Raw genomic sequence first — 18,607 nt, forward strand, 5'->3', positions numbered from 1 at the left:
TGCGTCTCAAGGCAGCAGGCTGCCGCGCAGGGAGTGCGGCAGGGCGTCGTCGATGTGTACGTCGACGAACTGGCCGATCAGCCGCGGGTTGTCGCAGCGGAAGTTGACGATGCGGTTGTGCTCGGTACGGCCCTGCAGCATGCCCGGGTCCTTCTTCGAGTAGTCGCTGACGAGGATGCGCTGGGTGGTGCCCACCATTCGTCGGCTGTTCTCGAAGCCCTGCTGGTTGATGCGTTGCTGCAGGATCGCCAGGCGCTGCTTCTTCACTTCCTCCGCGGTGTCGTCGACCAGGTCCGCCGCCGGGGTGCCGGGGCGCGCGCTGTAGACGAAGGAATAGGAGAAGTCGAAGCCGACGTCTTCGATCAGCTTCATGGTCTGCTCGAAGTCCTTGTCGGTCTCGCCGGGGAAGCCGACGATAAAGTCCGAGCTGATCAGGATGTCCGGTACCGCCGCCTTCAGCCGGCGGATGCGCGACTTGTATTCCAGCGCGGTGTGGTTGCGCTTCATCGCCGCCAGCACCCGGTCGGAGCCGGCCTGCACCGGCAGGTGCAGGTACTTCACCAACTGCGGGATGTCGGCGTGGGCCTGGATGATGGCGTCGGAGAATTCCAGCGGGTGGCTGGTGGTGTAGCGGATGCGGCCGATGCCGTCGATGGCCGCCACCGCATGTAGCAGGTCGGCGAAGTCGTGGCCGTCGTAGCGGTAGCCGTTGACGTTCTGCCCCAGCAGGGTGATTTCCTTCACGCCGTTCTCGGCCAGGTGGACGATCTCCGCCAGTACGTCGGCCAGCGGCCGGCTGACTTCCTCGCCGCGGGTATAGGGCACCACGCAGAAGGTGCAGTACTTGCTGCAGCCTTCCATCACCGAGACGAAGGCGCTGGGGCCGTCGACGCGTGGCTCGGGCAGGCGGTCGAACTTCTCGATCTCGGGGAAGGAAATGTCCACCTGCGGCGTCTTGGTGGTGCGCGCGGCGTCGATCATTTCCGGCAGGCGGTGCAGCGTCTGCGGGCCGAAGACCACGTCGACATAGGGCGCGCGATCGCGGATCGCCGCGCCTTCCTGGCTGGCCACGCAGCCGCCGACGCCGATCACCAGTTGCGGGTTGTCCTGCTTCAGTTCGCGCCAGCGGCCCAGCTGGGAGAAGACCTTTTCCTGGGCCTTTTCGCGGATCGAGCAGGTATTGAGCAGGATCACGTCGGCTTCCGCCGGGTTCTCGGTGATCACCATGGCCTGGTGTTCACCCAGCAGGTCCACCATGCGCGAGCTGTCGTACTCGTTCATCTGGCAGCCATGGGTTTCGATGAAAAGCTTGCGGGTCATGTTACGGGCCGGCGTTGTGCAAAAAATGACCGGGGATTATAGGGCCAGGGATAAGCCGATAAAAGCATGGGCGCTCGATAAAACGCCGCAGGGACGGATCGGCTACGGGCGGAACGGGCCGCGACCCTCGGCGGCCTGCAGTTCCATCAGGTAGTCGCGGAAGATCTGTCCGAGCACCTGGGTGGCGATTTCCAGTTCGTCGCGGCGCATCTGCGCGGAGACCCGGTCGGCGGTGTCCAGTGCCTCTTCCTCGCCATTGACCGCGGCCATCTTGAGGACGATATAGGCCTGCACGTTGTTGGGCTTGACCCCCTCGCCGCGAAAGAACATCACCCCGAGTCGATGCTGCGCCGTGGCATGGCCGCCCAGCGAGGCCTGTTCGAACCAGTGCAGCGCCTTGGCCAGGTCGCGCGGGGCGCGCCGCCCGTCGTAGTGGAACTCGCCCAATTCGTAGGCCGCCTGCAGGTCGCCTTCGCTGGCCGCCTGCTGGCAGGCGCGCAGGGCTTCGGGGAGTTCTTCGGGAAGGGTGTTGAGCGCACAGCGGGCCGTCGCCGGGATCAGCAAGGTATTGCCGCCGGCCGAAGCCGTCAGAGGCGAGAGAAGCAGCAGACAGCCCAAAGACAGGATGCGGCCGGTGCGGGTCATGAAAATCTGGCGCCTCGAGAAGCAGGGCGGTAATGGGTTTGACCGGGAAACGAGCCCGTCGTCACATTATGGATAAGCTGCAGTCCGCTTACAAAGCCTTTAACCGCCGCTTACCGGCTTTTTATGCGACCTGGCGACGCCCCTGCGGGCACTGCCCGGGAATGGGAGCGACAGCAGGTCAGATCGTAGGTTGGGTTGAGGCGCGCAGCGATGAAGCACAACGTGTTCATGCCGATCCCCGCGGCCTCGCTGCGCTCAGCGCCACTCTAGGCAGCGCGGCCCAGCTTTCCGTGTGCGCTGTTCGGCAATCGCAGCAACAGCCAGGCCAGCAATGGGCTGGCCAGTGCCAGCAGCAGTGGCCGATACGCGTTCAGTGGGTTCTCCAGCGGCGTGCCGTCCATCGGCGTGCCGGCCAGCAGCAGGATGGCCGCGCCCAGCCCTGCTACTCCAGGCAGGCGCGCCGGCCATTGCAGCAGGCCGGCATACAGCACCAGCAGGGCGCTGGCCAGCAGCAGGCCGAGCGCGTAAGGCGCGCTCCAGCCGAGTTGCCGCGCCAGTTCGAAGCACACGCAGAGCCCGAGCACCACGCGCCCCCAGTTCGGCCGGCTCCAGGCCCAGCCGCGGGCCAGGGTCAGCATGGCCAGTGCGATCAGTGGCAGCCCCAGTAGCAGGCTGGCGCGTTCCAGCCATTGTTGCGCCTCCTGTACGGCCATGCCCGCGAAACCGGCGACGCCAACGGCACCGCTGGCCGCGAGAAGAACGAAGCCCAGCAGGGCGCCGAACAGTGCCGGCTGCTCGGCTTCGCCGTAGTGGCGCCGCGCGCGGCCGACCCGCAGCGCACCGGCGCCTGCGCCCAGCGCCAGCAGCAGGGTCTGCAGCAGGTCCATCGCCGGGCTCACTTGAGCCTGGCGAAGGCGCGCTCGGCCGCCTCCAGGGTGAGTGCAAGCTCGGTCTCGCCGTGGGCGATGGAGGTGAAGCCGGCCTCGAAGGCGCTCGGTGCCAGGTACACGCCGCCTTCGAGCATCAGGTGGAAGAAGCGCTTGAAGCGATCGGCATCGCTGGCCATCACGTCGGCGAAAGTGACGATGTCGTCGGCGCCGCTGAAGTACAGGCCGAACATGCCGCCCACCTGGGTGGTGACGAAGGGGATGCCGGCGGCATCGGCGCGATCCTGCAGGCCCTGCAGCATGCGGCTGGTGTAGTCGCTCAGCTCGGCATGGAAGCCGGGACGGCTGATCAGCTTCAGCGTGGTCAGGCCGGCGGCCATGGCCAGCGGGTTGCCCGACAGGGTGCCGGCCTGGTAGACCGGGCCCAGCGGGGCGATCCTTTCCATGATCGCGCGCTTGCCACCGAAGCAGCCCACCGGCATGCCGCCGCCGATGATCTTGCCAAAGGTGGACAGGTCCGGCGTCACGCCGAAGTGCGCCTGGGCGCCGCCGAGGGCGACGCGGAAGCCGGTCATCACCTCGTCGAAGATCAGCACCACGCCGTGTTCGTCGCACAGGCGGCGCAGACCTTCGAGAAAGCCCGGCGCCGGCGGTACGCAGTTCATGTTGCCGGCCACCGGCTCGACGATGATGCAGGCGACCTGCTCACCTTTCTCTTTCAGCGTGGCCTCGACTTCGGCGAGGTCGTTGTAGGCCAGGGTCAGGGTGTGCTTGGCGAAGTCGGCCGGCACGCCAGCCGAGCTGGGCACGCCCTGGGTCAGTGCGCCGGAGCCGGCCTTGACCAGCAGGCTGTCGGAGTGGCCGTGGTAGCAGCCTTCGAACTTGATGATGGCGTCGCGGCCGGTGTAGCCACGGGCCAGGCGGATGGCGCTCATGGTCGCCTCGGTGCCGGAGCTGACCATGCGCACCATCTCCATCGACGGCACCAGGCTGCAGACCAGCTCGGCCATCTCGGTCTCCATGGCGGTCGGCGCGCCGTAGGACAGCCCGTGTTCGAGCTGGCGGCGCACCGCGTCGAGCACCTGCGGGTGGCTGTGACCGAGGATCATCGGACCCCAGGAGCCGACGTAGTCGACGTAGCGCTTGTCGTCCTCGTCGATGACGTAGGCGCCTTCGGCGTGCTTGAGGAACAGCGGCGTGCCGCCGACGCTGCGGAAGGCGCGCACCGGCGAATTGACGCCGCCGGGAATGTGGGTCTGGGCGCTGGCGAAGAGGGTTTCGGAACGGGACATGCGGGGCCTCGCGAATGCATGGGGCGGGCCGGCGTCGGTGCGGCCCGCCATTGGAAATCAGGGGGTGGCGAACAACTGGGCGAAGGCTTCGGCGCGGCGCTGCACCTCGGCCGCGGAGTCGGCGGCGAACAGTGCGTGGATCACCGCGATCAGGCTGGCGCCCTGGGCGATCAGCCGTGGTGCGGTCTCCAGGGTGATGCCGCCGATGGCGGCGATCGGCTGGCTGAAGCGCGCCCGGGCCTGCTGCAGCAGTTCGATGTCGGCGGCCGGTGCGCCGGGCTTGGTATTCGAGTTGTAGAAGCGGCCGAAGGCGATGTAGCTGGCACCCTCGGCGATCGCCTGCTCGGCCAGCGCCAATTGCGCGTGGCAGGTGGCGCCGATGATCGCCTGGCGGCCGAGCAGGGCGCGCGCGGCGGACAGCGAACCGTCCTCCTGGCCCAGGTGCAGGCCGACGCCCAGGCGTGCGGCCAGTTCGGCATCGTCGTTGACGATCAATTGCGCGCCGTGGTGCGCGCAGAGTTCCAGCAGGGCATCGGCCTCGCGCAGGCGACGGGCATCGTCGCCGGACTTGTCGCGGTATTGCAGCAGGCGTGCGCCACCCTTGAGCGCGGCTTCGACGTAGGGCAGCAGGCGCCCTTCGGCCAGCAGCTGGCTGTCGGTGATCGCGTAGAGGCCGCGGAGCCGGGTGGTTTCCTTCATGCGCAACTCTCCGGTCAGGCCAGGTCCAGCGGCAGGCGGCGCGGGATGTACTGGCCGTGGCCTGGGGCTTCGGCGTCACGCAGGGTGCGCCAGGTGTAATCGAGTGCGGATTCGACCGCGCTGGCCAGTGCTTCGCTCAGCGCCAGGCGACCGGCAAGGGTACTGGCCAGGGTGCAGCCGGAGCCATGGTAACTGCCGGGCAGGCGTGCGCAGGTGAAGTCGTGGCGGGCGCCATCGCGGCAATACAGGCGGTTGTGCACTTCGCTTTCGTCGCCATGGCCGCCGGTGATCAACAGATGGCCGATATGCGGCAGCAGGCGTTCGGCGCATTCGTCGGCACTGCCTTCGGGCAGCTCGGCGAGGATGCGCGCTTCGGGCAGGTTCGGCGTGGCGATGGTCGCCACCGGAAACAGTCGCTCGCGCATGGCGTAGCCGACGTCGTCCTTGCCCAGCGCGCCGCCGCCGCCGGCGCGCAGCACTGGATCGCAGACCAGCGGCACGCCGGGCAGCTTGCGCATGATCTCGAGCACGGTCTCGACCATTTCCACCGAGCCGAGCATGCCCAGCTTGACCGCGGCGATTGGCAGGTCGGCGATCACAGCATTGGCCTGGGCCAGTACCCATTGGCGGTCGAGTACGCGAAAATCGGAGACATTGACGCTATCCTGCACGGTTAGCGCGGTAACCGTCGGCGCGGCATGGCAGCCCTGGGCGAGCAGGGCCTCGATGTCCGCCTGCAGGCCGGCGCCCCCACTGGGGTCATGGCCGGAAAGGCAGAGGACGACGGGTCTTGAAGTAGGGTTTTTCATGGCGTGCGAGCTTATCACCAAACGGCATCGGCGGGACGCGGCAGTTGTGCGTCGTAGCGCCATCCGGTTTTCCGGATGGCACTGTCGCTGTGGTAGATTGCTGGCACTTTGATTTCGGACTGTAGTGCGGTTCGCGAGCCATGCGCTTGCGATCGTCGCCAGGCCTGCACGAGGCACCATGCGGCACGTTTTCCTGTTCATCCTGGCCCTTCTGCCCGCCCTGGCCGCTGCCGTCGAACTCGACGAGCGAACCCGTCACCTGCCGCTCGGCCAGCACATGGCGGTGTTCGAAGACCCGCTCGGCGAGGCGCGGATCGAGGATGTCGCGTCGCCAGCGTTCGACAGCCGTTTCCAGCCCCACCGTACGGCCGTGCTCAATGCCGGCTATTCCCGTTCCGTGCACTGGCTGCGCGTCGACCTGCACTACCGGCCGCTGGCCGCGCAAGGGGCGCGGCGCTGGCTGCTGGAGGTGGCCTATCCGCCGCTGGACAGCCTGCAGCTCTACCTGCCCGATGAGCAGGGTGGTTATCGCCTGGCGCGCGATACCGGCGATACCCGGCCCTGGGCCAGCCGCGAGATCGGCCAGGGCAACTACCTGTTCGAGGTCGAGCTGCCGGCCGATCGACCGCAGCGGCTGTACCTGCGGGTGCAGAGCGAAGGTTCGATCCAGGTGCCGCTGAGCCTCTGGTCGCATCATGCCTACCTCGAGGCCCAGCCCGGGCGTATCTACGTGCTGGGCATGATCTATGGCGTGCTGCTGGCGATGCTGGTCTACAACCTGTTCATCTATATCAGCATCCGCGACCCCAGCTATCTGTACTACATCCTCTACATCGCTGCGTTCGGCCTCTATCAGGTCTCGGTGAACGGCGCCGGTGTGCAGTTCCTCTGGCCGGATCGGCCGTGGTGGACCAACGCCGCGACGCCCTTGCTGATCGGCATCGCGGCGTTGTTCGGCTGCCTGTTCACCCGCAGCTTCCTGCGCACGGCCGAACACAGCCGCTGGATCGACGGGCTGTTGCGGCTGATGATCGGCTTCGCCGTGGTGGTGATCGCCCTTGCACTGACGCTGGATTACGGCGTGGCGCTGCGCCTGGCCACCGCCCTGGCGCTGCTGTTCACCCTGGCGGTGTTCGCCGCCGGCATCCTCGCCTGGCTGCGTGGGATGCGCGTGGCGCGCTACTTCATCATCGCCTGGAGCGCGCTGCTGGTCGGCGGGCAGATCAACAGCCTGATGGTGCTGGGCTATCTGCCCAATACCTTCCTGACCATGTATGCCAGCCAGCTGGGTGCGGCGCTGGAAGTGGTGCTGCTGTCGATGGCGCTGGCCGATCGCATCAACACCCTCAAGGACGAACGCGCCAAGATCCTGGAAACCGCACGCGCCGAGCTGGAACAGCTCAACCGCGAGCTGGCCGAGAGCAACCGGCTCAAGGACGAATTCCTCTCCAACATCAGCCATGAGCTGCGTACGCCGATGATGGGCGTGATGGGCGCGCTCGAACTGCTGCCGGCCTCGGAAACCCCGGAAGAACTGCAGCAGTACCAGCACATCGCCACCGGCTCGGCGCGCGACATGATGCGGCTGGTCAACAACATCCTCGTACTCAGCGAGCTGCGCGCCGGCAAGCTGCGGCCGTACGACACCGCCTTCAGCCTGCGCGAAATGGCGGGGCGCCTCGAACTGCAGTTCGCGCCGCGGACCCGCGACAAGGGGCTGGACTTCGAGCTGGAGGTCGCCAGCGACCTGCCGGACCGGGTGCTTGGCGATGGCGGCAAGCTCGAGCAGGGCATCGCCCATCTGCTCGACAACGCCATCAAGTTCACCGCGCGCGGGAGCGTGACGCTGCGCTTGAGCGGGCACGCGGCGGCACCGGGGCAACTGGCGCTGCAGGTCGAGGTCATCGATACCGGCATCGGCTTCAGCGATGCCGACGAAGCCTTCCTCTATCACCAGTTCCGCCAGGTGGATGGTTCCATGACCCGCCGCTATGGCGGCCTTGGCATCGGCCTGGCGATCAGCCGCGGGCTGACCGAGGTGCTCGGCGGCCAGCTCGACCAGCAATCGCGGCCGGGCCTGGGCAGCCGTTTCCGCATCAGCGTGCGCCTGGCGTTGCTCGATCCCGTCACCGCGCGTGCCGATCGCCCCTCGGGGAAGATTGCCTGAGACACTGGGCTTTTGGCCGAAACCTCGCTTCAGTCGCCGCCTCCAAGCATGCTCCACTGCCCCTCGTAACGTCGCTGCCCGTCCCAGGCCCGTGCCCGGGACAGGGCCGGCTAAGCTTGCTGACACACGCCGTCCGCCATTGCGCGGGCTTTGCAACGGTCGCACCGATCGAGGAGCCCCGAGATGAACCTGCCGTACTGCGCCGAAACCCACGAAGTCACCAACCAGGTGCCGCCGCTCGACGGCGCCAACCTCTACCGCCTCGACCTGCCGTTGCAGCAATGGGTACAGCGCTACCAGGGTGGCTGGGCCGAGCAGCGGCTCGACGCCTACGGTGGGCTCGCCGGCGGGCCGCTGATGGCGGCGGGCTTTCTCGCCAACGAGAACAAGCCGGTATTCAGGAGCCACGACCGCTACGGCCATCGCATCGACCAGGTGGACTTCCATCCGGCCTACCACGAGCTGATGCGCACGGCCGTCGAACACGGCATCCCGTCGCTGCCGTGGAGCGATCCGCAGCCCGGCGCGCAGGTGGCGCGCGCGGCGCTGATGTACCTGCACAACCAGGCCGAGGCCGGCAGCAGCTGCCCGCTGACCATGACCTACGCCAGCGTACCGGCGCTGCGCCTGCAGCCCGAGTTGGCCGAGGTCTGGCTGCCGAAGATCCTCGCCCGTGCCTACGACCCGCGCAACGTGCCGATGGAGCACAAGGCCGGCGTCACCATCGGCATGGCCATGACCGAGAAGCAGGGCGGCACCGACGTGCGCGCCAACACCACGCGCGCCCATCCGGTCGGTAGCGGCGGGCCGGGCCAGCCCTACGAACTGCTCGGCCACAAGTGGTTCTGCTCGGCGCCGATGTGCGACGCCTTCCTCACTCTGGCGCAGACCGACAAGGGGCTGTCCTGCTTCCTGCTGCCGCGGCACCGGCCGGACGGTACGCGCAATCAGTTCTACATCCAGCGGCTGAAGAACAAGCTGGGCAACTGGGCCAACGCCTCCAGCGAGGTGGAGTATCGCGGCGCGCTGGCCTGGATGGTCGGCGAGGAAGGGCGCGGCGTGCCGACCATCATCGAGATGGTTTCCTCTACCCGCTTTGACTGCATGATCGGCTCCAGCTCGCTGATGCGCCAGGCGTTGACCCAGGCCATGCACCATTGCGCACACCGGCTGGTCGGTGGCCGCGTGCTGCTCGAACAGCCGTTGATGCGCAACGTGCTGGCCGACCTGGCGCTGGAGAGCGAAGCGGCGCTGGCGCTGACCCTGCGCATGGGCCGCGCCCAGGACAACCGCCACGACGAGCAGGAAGACAAGTTCGCCCGCCTGGTCACCGCCATCGGCAAATACTGGATCTGCAAGCGCGCACCGGAAATGATCGCCGAGGCCAGTGAGTGCCTGGGTGGCGCCGGCTACGTCGAGGAAACCATCCTGCCGCGGCTGTACCGCGAAGCGCCGGTCAACTCCATTTGGGAAGGCTCCGGCAACGTGCAGTGCCTGGACGTGCTGCGCGCCCTGTCGAAAGAGCCCGGCGTGCTCGAAGCGCTGTTCGCCGAACTCGGCGACGGCCATGGCGATGCCCGGCTGCGGGCGCATATCCAGCGGCTGCAGAGCGCCTTCGGCGATACCGACGACATCCAGTACCGCGCCCGCCAGCTCACCGAAGACGTGGCGGTCGCCCTGCAGGCCAGGCTGCTGCTCGAAGCGGGCAACGCCGCCGTAGCGGACGCCTTCCTCGCCAGCCGCCTCGAAGGCCGCGGCCGGGTCTACGGCACACTGCCGCGGGGGCTGGATATCGATGCCTTGCTGGAGCGTAGCGCGCCGCATCTGGTTTGACTGGGGGCCGACAGCCTGTATGGATCGCGCCCTTGTCTGGTCCGCGCGCATCCCCGCGGGGGCGGGGAACACTTTGTCGCGCTTTGATAATACTGGTGAATCGACGGTTCATCCCCGCGGGTGCGGGGAACACATCGGCGATCCGGCTGCCGGACAAGCCCAGGGCGGTTCATCCCCGCGGGTGCGGGGAACACGCATCACGCAGTACCGATACCCGATTGAATACCGGTTCATCCCCGCGGGTGCGGGGAACACCCCTGACCAGCCAGGGCCAGTCGATCACCTCGCGGTTCATCCCCGCGGGTGCGGGGAACACGCTGGCGACGTCCAGTTCATGTTCGGCGACTTCGGTTCATCCCCGCGGGTGCGGGGAACACTCGCGCGGCGCTGCGCCTGTGCCTGCTCCTCGCGGTTCATCCCCGCGGGTGCGGGGAACACCTCATCTCCTCGGAGAGCAGACCGCTGGCACCCGGTTCATCCCCGCGGGTGCGGGGAACACCGTACTGGCCGCGCCGCTCCAGTTCGCAAGCGCGGTTCATCCCCGCGGGTGCGGGGAACACGTATCCCCGAGCTTTTCGAACTCGCCTTTCAGCGGTTCATCCCCGCGGGTGCGGGGAACACAGCGGAACGGTAACGGGAGAGGAGCATCCAGCCGGTTCATCCCCGCGGGTGCGGGGAACACAAGAAGGCTCCGGAGGGCATGGTTCGAATCAACGGTTCATCCCCGCGGGTGCGGGGAACACAAGCCGAATACATCGGCAAAGGATCGAGTAAGCGGTTCATCCCCGCGGGTGCGGGGAACACGAGTGGTACCACCCTTCGGGATAAAGCAGAGCCGGTTCATCCCCGCGGGTGCGGGGAACACGCACTCAGCTCAACTACGCCAAGAGCGGCGTGCGGTTCATCCCCGCGGGTGCGGGGAACACGGTCATTCACGCCAATAGTTACAGGCGCAAATACGGTTCATCCCCGCGGGTGCGGGGAACACTCGGCGTCCTTGAAGCTGGTTTTCAGCTCGACCGGTTCATCCCCGCGGGTGCGGGGAACACGACTACTACCGAGAGCTACTGCCTAGGGCTGGCGGTTCATCCCCGCGGGTGCGGGGAACACGCTGATCTGGGCGATGCTGTTCTTCTTTATACGGGTTCATCCCCGCGGGTGCGGGGAACACGTTTTCGCCCAGACCGGCGCCGATCGAAGACAGCGGTTCATCCCCGCGGGTGCGGGGAACACACCGCTCGGGGGTTTTCCGGTAAGAACATCGACGGTTCATCCCCGCGGGTGCGGGGAACACGGTCCAGGCGCGGCGGGTCGTGGCGATTCCGGCGGTTCATCCCCGCGGGTGCGGGGAACACGGTGCCGCTGAATCTTGAGGCGCTACTGAAATTGGTTCATCCCCGCGGGTGCGGGGAACACGCTGCCTGCGGCTTCGTCAGCCAGGTGTAAGGCGGTTCATCCCCGCGGGTGCGGGGAACACGCCAACTGGCGAAGCAAGGGCACCGGCCCTGCCGGTTCATCCCCGCGGGTGCGGGGAACACCGCGACCAACGGTCATACGCAAGCTGAGGCGGCGGTTCATCCCCGCGGGTGCGGGGAACACGACTGCCAGCTGTTGGCATCCGATTGCAGAACCGGTTCATCCCCGCGGGTGCGGGGAACACAAGTGCATGGGGGCGCAGTGATGAACGTCATTCGGTTCATCCCCGCGGGTGCGGGGAACACTAATCGCGGATTTTCGAGACACACGCAAGAGACGGTTCATCCCCGCGGGTGCGGGGAACACTACGCCTCGTATTCGCAGTTCTTGCCGCGGAGCGGTTCATCCCCGCGGGTGCGGGGAACACTTCTCGGCCAACGTGCTGCTGGACGAGTTCGCCGGTTCATCCCCGCGGGTGCGGGGAACACCAGCACCTGCAGCGCGAACTGCCATGGGCCGGCGGTTCATCCCCGCGGGTGCGGGGAACACGCCTCCTGCAGACGGGATTGCAGTTCGCCCTGCGGTTCATCCCCGCGGGTGCGGGGAACACAACGTGCCTGCGTTCGAGTTGGTGTCCGGCAGCGGTTCATCCCCGCGGGTGCGGGGAACACGAGCATGTGCCGATCCTCAAGCGCCTGGGGCGCGGTTCATCCCCGCGGGTGCGGGGAACACTGCTAGGAAGACAGCCCAGCTCATTGATGCGGCGGTTCATCCCCGCGGGTGCGGGGAACACCACTGCTCCTGGGCCATCTACCTGGGCATCGGCGGTTCATCCCCGCGGGTGCGGGGAACACGACAACGCCGCCATCACCTTAAACGGAGTAGTCGGTTCATCCCCGCGGGTGCGGGGAACACTACTCCAACTGAGCCTGCCTGAACTCCTCAGCCGGTTCATCCCCGCGGGTGCGGGGAACACCCAGCGGATATCCAGCTCCGGCAGGGCGTAGCCGGTTCATCCCCGCGGGTGCGGGGAACACCGACGCGGCGTGGCCAGCAGCTCATCCGCTGACGGTTCATCCCCGCGGGTGCGGGGAACACCCGGCGAGGAGGCGCCAACGGTCCGCAAGCTGCGGTTCATCCCCGCGGGTGCGGGGAACACCATGCGCTTGGCGAAGACGAGCGCGCCGGCGTGCGGTTCATCCCCGCGGGTGCGGGGAACACCCGTGATCAAGCGAAAGACGAACGGCGCAGCACGGTTCATCCCCGCGGGTGCGGGGAACACGGCTTCGCCGGCTGCTGATGCTGTCGACGCGCCGGTTCATCCCCGCGGGTGCGGGGAACACGGCCGGTAGCTGCCCACGTTGGTGGCGATCGCCGGTTCATCCCCGCGGGTGCGGGGAACACCCGTAGAGGTCCCAGTCGAAGGTGCGTTCAGTCGGTTCATCCCCGCGGGTGCGGGGAACACCCCATCGTGCTGTGGAACGGCGCAGAGCTGCACGGTTCATCCCCGCGGGTGCGGGGAACACCAAGTGATCAGGCATTTACTGCGCCGAACGATCGGTTCATCCCCGCGGGTGCGGGGAACACGGTGCGGTTCAGGCCGGCGATGTGCGGGTGGTCGGTTCATCCCCGCGGGTGCGGGGAACACAGTACGTATGCGACTCCGACGAAGTGGCTGACCGGTTCATCCCCGCGGGTGCGGGGAACACGGGTGCGTCCGGATCACGGCCTCTCCCTCCAACGGTTCATCCCCGCGGGTGCGGGGAACACTCTTAGCGTAAACGATTGATCCTATGAGGAAAAATCGAATGCCAAAAATCTACCGAGGTTTCCTTCTAGTTTTTTTGTTAAAGATCGAGCTTGACTCCGCCGCAAATAGTAGTGGCAATTTGATCTTGTCAGGTATGCCATAGTCGCGTATCGCAAGACGGATGAGGCATGATGAAAGGATTCTCTGATCTGGGCGACCCGGCTCGTAGGCTCTGGGCCAAGAGTGGTGAGGGCTTTGGTCATGGCGTGCTGGCCCACTTGCTGGATGTGGCGGCGGTGGCCGAGCGGATGCTCGCGCATGAGCCCGCGAGCACGCTGGAGTGGGCGTCTCGGGCGTTGGGGCTGGAGCGAGCGCAGGTCGCGCGCTGGGTGGCCTGTCTGGTGGGGTTACATGATTTCGGCAAGGCTATCCCCGGTTTTCAGGATAAGTGGTCCGAGGGGCGGCAAACCGACGAAGGGCTGGGTTTGGCCTTCCCCGCCCGTTCACTGAGCGTTACCGATCATGCCTGTGCCAGTGCTGCGCTGCTCTGGGAACATTTGCCGCACCAGGGTATTGGCCATCTGCTATGGATTCGCCACGCCTTGCAGGCCATCAGTGCCCATCACGGCTACAACTTCAATCAGACGGAACTCAACCGGGGCAAACCGTCGTTCGAGCCGCCGGCCTGGAGCGAGGTGCGCCGGGAAATCTTCGCGGCCTACTGGACCGTGTTGGCTCCTCAAGGGGCACCGCAGATCGAAGCGCTGTCGCAGCCCGCAGTGCAGTGGCTGGCCGGGCTGACCAGCGTGGCCGACTGGATCGGCTCCAACCCCGAGTGGTTTCCATTGGGCGAGCGTCATGCGCTGCTCGCCGAGCACTATGCCGATGCCGGCAGGCGCGCCGACCAGGCCTTGCAGCAGATCGGCTGGCGTCCCTTTCAGGCGCTGCTGGCTGCCCCGTCTACGGCGGATCAATTGATTGGGCAGATCGTCCAGCGTCCGGAACTGACGGCCCGCCCCCTGCAGCGCGAGGCCGACCGCCTGCTCGATGGCGTGCAAGGCCCGGCGCTGCTGCTGGTCGAGGCGCCGATGGGGGAGGGCAAGACCGAGCTGGCCTTCCTCGCCCACCTGCGCCTGCAGGCGGCCAACAGGCACCGGGGCCTCTATGTGGCGCTGCCGACCCAGGCCACGGGCAATGCACTGTTCAGCCGTGCGCTGACGTTTTTGCACGGTTTTGCCGCCGATACCCCGCTGGACGTGCAACTGGTGCATGGCGGTGCCGCGCTCAATGAGCAGGTCCTGGCGCTGCGTGGCATTCATGGTGCTGTGGGTGAGGATGTCACTTCATCGGCCTGGTTTTCCCAGCGTCGCCGGCCGCTGCTTTCGCCCTATGGCGTCGGCACTGTGGATCAGGCGCTGTTCGCCACGCTCAACGTCAAACACCACTTCGTGCGGCTGTGGGGGCTGAGCAATCGCGTGGTGGTGCTCGACGAGGTGCATGCCTACGACACCTACACCAGCGGCCTGATCGAAGCCCTGCTGCGCTGGCTCAAGGCCATGGGCAGCTCGGTGGTGCTGATGAGCGCCACCTTGCCGGCGCCGCGCCGCGATGTGCTGTTGCGCGCCTGGGGCGTGGCGATGGACGAGATTCCCGAGCTGGCCTATCCGCGCCTGCTGCTGGCCGATGAGCGCGGGTTGCAGGGCAGCACCTGTGCTTCGCGCCCACTGCCACCGATCCAGCTGCAGGCAGTGGCCGAGGATATCGACAGCCTGGTCGCCAAGGCCCTGGCGCTGGTGCAGCAGGGTGGCTGCGGGGCGCTGATCGTCAATACCGTGGATCGCGCGCAGAACGTTTATCTCAAGCTCAAGGCCGAGTTGGGCGATGCGGTGCCTCTGCTGCTGTTTCATGCACGCTTCCCGGCGGACCAACGCAGCGAGCAGGAGCAAATGGTATTGGCGCGCTTCGGCCAGGATGGCGAACGGCCTGCCAAGGCATTGCTGATCGCCACTCAGGTGGCCGAGCAGAGCCTGGATATCGACTTCGACTTCATGCTCACCGACCTGGCGCCGGTGGACTTGATCCTGCAACGTGCCGGCCGTTTGCATCGCCACCGGCGCGAGCGCCCTGAAGCGCATCGGCAGGCGATTTTGTATGTGGCAGGTCTTGACCCCGCTGCATTGCCCGACCTCAAGAGCACCGCCTGGGAGTACGTCTACGAGCCCTACATCCTCGGTCGCACCTGGGCGCTGCTGTCGCGCGAGCAGGAACTGCATCTGCCGCAGGATATCGACCGTCTGGTGCAGGCGGTGTACGACGGCGAGGATCTGCCGGCCGATCTTGCCGAGGCCGATCGTGCCTTTATCGAGGATGACGCTTACGGCAGCCACCTGGGCAAGCGGCAAACCGAGCGGATGATGGCGCTCAATGTCGCCATTGACCCGCAGGCCGAGCCACAGAACGCCTATACCCAGAAGAATCGAGGTTATGAAGAGGGCGAGGAAGGTCTGGGCCTGCCCAACTACACCCGCCTGGGCGAGGACTCCGTGACTCTGATCCCCATACACCAGGTGCCTGGCGGCTGGAGCCTGACGCCAGAGGGGGAGGCCTTCGATCCGGATCATCTACTGCCAAACACCCTTGCCAGGCAACTCCACGCCCGACAGCTGAAGAGTTCGCGCCCGGCGCTGGTCAAGCATGTACAGGGCGAAGTATCGCCCCGCGCATTCAGCGGACATCCGCTGCTGCGTCACCTCAAGCCCTTGTTGCTCACCGACGGTTGCTTGCAGATTGGCCGTTTGACGGTGCGTCTGGATGATGAGCTGGGTCTGGTTTATCAGCGGGACGTGGCCAATGGCTTGCCTGAGTCATGATCAGGGGTATTATGTAGATACGTTTCTACAAGTCGAGAATAAGCCATGCAAACCATCCTTACCAGTCGCGAATTCAATCAAGACGCCAGTGGCGCCAAGCGGGCCGCCAACCATGGGCCGGTCTTCATCACCGACCGTGGCAAGCCGGCTCATGTCCTGCTCAGCATCGAGGAATACCAGCGTCTGACCGGCGGCCCCGGCAGCATCATCGACTTGCTGGCCATGCCGGCAGTCGAGGACATCGAGTTCGAAGCGCCGCGTGCGCAGGGCTTGTCACGTCCGGCGGACTTGAGTTGATGTTCGTTCTCGACACCAATGTCGTGTCCGAACTGCGCAAGGCCAAGAGTGGCAAGGCCGACCCACGTCTGGTGGCCTGGGCGCAACGCCTGGTGCCGGGGCAGTTATTCCTCTCCGCGATCACCATTCTTGAGCTGGAAACCAGCGTGCTGCTGGTGGAAAGACGCGACCCGCAGCAGGGCAGCCTGCTGCGATCCTGGCTCGAGGGCCACGTACTACCCGGTTTCGCCGGACGCATCCTGCCGGTCGATGCCGCCGTGGCGCAGCGCTGCGCGCAATTGCACGTCCCCGACCCGCGTGCCGAACGCGACGCCTTGATCGCGGCCACGGCGCTGGTGCATGGCATGACGGTCGCCACACGCAACGTGGCGGACTTTCTGCCCACAGGCGTGGCGCTGATCAACCCATGGGAGTTTGCCGGTTGAATTGATTTGCCTCATGCCGTAGTGGCACTTTGTCTGCTTTACTCAGACCTGCCGGATTCAGGGAGAGGGATATGGAATCGTGCGGGCAACAGGGAGTGGAGGAGCGGCATGAGTGAGTCTTTCAATCTGCTCGACGAGCCATGGCTGGCGGTACGGATGCACGATGGGCAGGTGCGTGAACTGAGTTTGCTGGAACTTTTCGAGCGCTCCAGCGAGATCGGCGCCCTGGCGGAGACCTCGCCGCCGAGCCTGATCGCCCAATACCGGTTGTTGCTGGCGATTACCCATCGCGCCATTACCCAGGCGCAAGGGCGCTGGACGGATGCCGAGCGCATGCGCTGGCATCGGGACGGCCTGCCGCTGGCGGCCATTCGCGACTATCTGGAACACTGGCGCGAACGCTTCTGGCTGTTCCATCCGCAGTATCCCTTCATGCAGGTGGCGGCGCTGGCCGACGCCGAAGAAACCCGCGACAAGCTCAAACCCTGGACGCAAATCTCCCTGGCCAGCGCCAACGGCAATGCGCCGGTGGTGTTCGACCATTCCTGTGATCTAGCACCACGCAGCATCGGTGCCGCCGATGCGTTGCGCACCCTGCTGGGCTTTTTGCAGTTCACTCCCGGCGGCCTGGTCAAGACGCTGCGCGATTCCGACAAGGCAGGCGCGCTGGCGAATACGGCGGCCGTCATGCCGATGGGCGATTCGCTGGCGCAAAGCTTGTGCCTGGCCCTGCATCCACCGACCCAGACGGGGCATGAAGACTTGCCCGCTTGGGAGCGCAACGCACTGAGCATTACCCAACTGCGTGGCGACCCTGAGGTGGCGACCGGCCCCAATGATCGTTACTCCCGACAGAGCCGGGCCGTTCTGTTGTTAGCGGATGATGAGCAGCGTGTGCAGTGGATTCGCTTCGCCGCTGGCCTGGCACTGGGCGATGACATGCAGGCACCCGACCCCATGGCCAGTTATCGGGCGGGTAGCAACAGCCTGGTGCGTCTGAGCTTCACCGAGGGGCGTGCCCTGTGGCGCGATCTTCCTGCACTGTTGCCAGACGCTGAAGGCAAGGCCTCGCAGCCTGCTGCAGTGCTGGAGTGGGCGGCCAATCTGCAGTTCTACCTGGGCGATGGCGTGCAGCCGCTGCTGATTGCAGGCTTGGCCAGTGATCAGGCCAAGCTGCTGCGCTGGCGCTCCGAGCGCATCGCGCTGCCGGCCAAGCTGCTCGCTTCGCCCGATCACGCCAACGAGCTGCGCCGCTATGTGCGCGATGCCGAAGAGTTGTTCAGTGCACTGCGCAAGCTGGCGACCGGCATGCTCGCCGAAACCCTGCCCGACCCCGGCAGCAAGGACACCTGGGCGCGTGCGCGCAGCCTGATCGACGCCGGCCCGGCGGGTGCTTTGTACTTCGCCGGCGCCGAGCGCCATCTGGGGCGCGTCATGGCGCTGCTGGGCAACGACGAACTGGACGAGGCAGAGGCACTCTGGCGGCAGAGCCTGCATCAGGCAGTGCGCGAGTCCTGGCAGGCCGTGCTGGCCGACCTGGGGCGAGGCGCCAAAGCACTGCGTGCCGAGGCGCGCCATTATCCACGCCTGCTGGGGCTGCTCGGCCCGTTGCGGGAGACTCCCACACCCGACAAGGAGGTTCGCGCATGAGTGAGTTCGCGCAGAGCTTTATCGCGCATTTGCAGCGCCTGCAGGAGCGCGACCGGGGCGCCATGGCCACCCTGCGTCGCAGCCTGAGCTTCGAGCCGGGTTGCTACCCGCCGGCCTACCCCCATGTGGAGCGCTTCGTCGCGACCGAGCGACATGCCCAGGATGCCTCGCGGCTGGCGCTGTACCTGACTGCCGGCCTGTACGCCGCTCATCCTCACCACGGCGCGAGAAGCCTGGCCAGTAGCCTCGGCGAGTTGATGCGCAAGCGCGACAGCGCCAGCATCGAGCAACGTTTCATCGCTCTGCTCGGCGCCGATGCGGAAAACCTGGCGGTGTATCTGCGGCAGATCATCAGCCTGCTGGCGGCCGATGATCGCCCACTGGACTACGGCGTGCTGCTGCGTGATCTGAGCGTCTGGCTCAATCCGCGTATCGATGCCGAACGCCGCGATAACGTGCGCCAGCGCTGGGCACGGGACTTCTATCGCGCACTGGCGGCACCTGCCGCCGACATCCCCGAACAAGCTGCCAACGACTGAGAGGGACA

Annotated in this window: 13 protein-coding genes and 1 CRISPR repeat array; of the genes, 7 read left to right on the forward strand and 6 right to left on the reverse strand. The window is 66.4% G+C overall.

The window, feature by feature from the left end; genetic code table 11:
• Nucleotides 1-6: 6 nt before the first annotated feature.
• The 6 genes from miaB to CXK94_RS13130 form a co-directional block, all read right to left on the reverse strand.
• Entirely contained in the window at nt 7-1,320 is a 1,314-nt protein-coding gene (gene miaB, locus CXK94_RS13105; RefSeq protein WP_102894665.1) for a tRNA (N6-isopentenyl adenosine(37)-C2)-methylthiotransferase MiaB, read from the reverse strand.
• A gap of 102 nt (nt 1,321-1,422) precedes the next feature.
• Nucleotides 1,423-1,965 carry a tetratricopeptide repeat protein gene (locus CXK94_RS13110; RefSeq protein WP_037042418.1) on the reverse strand — a complete coding sequence of 181 codons (543 nt, stop codon included), beginning with the start codon at nt 1,963-1,965 and terminating at the stop codon, nt 1,423-1,425.
• 266 nt (nt 1,966-2,231) lie between these two features.
• Nucleotides 2,232-2,852, reverse strand: a complete 621-nt coding sequence (locus CXK94_RS13115; RefSeq protein ID WP_102894666.1) for a hypothetical protein — start codon at nt 2,850-2,852, stop codon at nt 2,232-2,234.
• A gap of 8 nt (nt 2,853-2,860) precedes the next feature.
• A complete protein-coding gene (hemL, locus tag CXK94_RS13120) occupies nt 2,861-4,144 on the reverse strand; it encodes a glutamate-1-semialdehyde 2,1-aminomutase (protein ID WP_037042416.1) in 1,284 nt (427 codons plus the stop codon).
• A 57-nt stretch (nt 4,145-4,201) separates the two neighbouring features.
• Nucleotides 4,202-4,843: a thiamine phosphate synthase gene (gene thiE / locus CXK94_RS13125; RefSeq protein WP_102894667.1), complete on the reverse strand. Its 642-nt coding sequence runs from the start codon at nt 4,841-4,843 to the stop codon at nt 4,202-4,204.
• A 14-nt stretch (nt 4,844-4,857) separates the two neighbouring features.
• A complete protein-coding gene (locus tag CXK94_RS13130; protein ID WP_102894668.1) occupies nt 4,858-5,652 on the reverse strand; it encodes a bifunctional hydroxymethylpyrimidine kinase/phosphomethylpyrimidine kinase in 795 nt (264 codons plus the stop codon).
• 178 nt (nt 5,653-5,830) lie between these two features.
• Here CXK94_RS13130 and CXK94_RS13135 point away from each other — a divergent pair, with 178 nt between their 5' ends.
• From CXK94_RS13135 to casB, 7 genes are all read left to right on the forward strand, one after another.
• Nucleotides 5,831-7,819, forward strand: coding sequence for a sensor histidine kinase (locus CXK94_RS13135; RefSeq protein WP_102894669.1), 1,989 nt, complete (start codon nt 5,831-5,833; stop codon nt 7,817-7,819).
• 183 nt (nt 7,820-8,002) lie between these two features.
• Nucleotides 8,003-9,652 carry an acyl-CoA dehydrogenase family protein gene (locus CXK94_RS13140; protein ID WP_102894670.1) on the forward strand — a complete coding sequence of 550 codons (1,650 nt, stop codon included), beginning with the start codon at nt 8,003-8,005 and terminating at the stop codon, nt 9,650-9,652.
• Nucleotides 9,653-9,695: 43 nt separating this feature from the next.
• Nucleotides 9,696-12,838: direct repeats of the CRISPR family, unit length 29 nt; unit sequence CGGTTCATCCCCGCGGGTGCGGGGAACAC.
• Nucleotides 12,839-13,009: 171 nt separating this feature from the next.
• Nucleotides 13,010-15,688 carry a CRISPR-associated helicase/endonuclease Cas3 gene (locus CXK94_RS13145; protein WP_102894851.1) on the forward strand — a complete coding sequence of 893 codons (2,679 nt, stop codon included), beginning with the start codon at nt 13,010-13,012 and terminating at the stop codon, nt 15,686-15,688.
• Nucleotides 15,689-15,733: 45 nt separating this feature from the next.
• Nucleotides 15,734-15,985: a type II toxin-antitoxin system Phd/YefM family antitoxin gene (locus CXK94_RS13150; RefSeq protein ID WP_102894671.1), complete on the forward strand. Its 252-nt coding sequence runs from the start codon at nt 15,734-15,736 to the stop codon at nt 15,983-15,985.
• Nucleotides 15,985-16,410, forward strand: coding sequence for a type II toxin-antitoxin system VapC family toxin (locus tag CXK94_RS13155; RefSeq protein WP_102894672.1), 426 nt, complete (start codon nt 15,985-15,987; stop codon nt 16,408-16,410). Before CXK94_RS13150 ends, CXK94_RS13155 begins: the two co-directional genes overlap by 1 nt.
• Nucleotides 16,411-16,518: 108 nt before the next feature.
• A complete protein-coding gene (casA, locus tag CXK94_RS13160; RefSeq protein WP_102894673.1) occupies nt 16,519-18,060 on the forward strand; it encodes a type I-E CRISPR-associated protein Cse1/CasA in 1,542 nt (513 codons plus the stop codon).
• A complete protein-coding gene (gene casB, locus CXK94_RS13165) occupies nt 18,057-18,599 on the forward strand; it encodes a type I-E CRISPR-associated protein Cse2/CasB (protein WP_102894674.1) in 543 nt (180 codons plus the stop codon). Before casA ends, casB begins: the two co-directional genes overlap by 4 nt.
• Nucleotides 18,600-18,607: the final 8 nt, after the last annotated feature.

The organism is Stutzerimonas stutzeri, from assembly GCF_002890915.1.
GTDB classification, from domain to species: Bacteria; Pseudomonadota; Gammaproteobacteria; order Pseudomonadales; family Pseudomonadaceae; genus Stutzerimonas; species Stutzerimonas stutzeri_AF.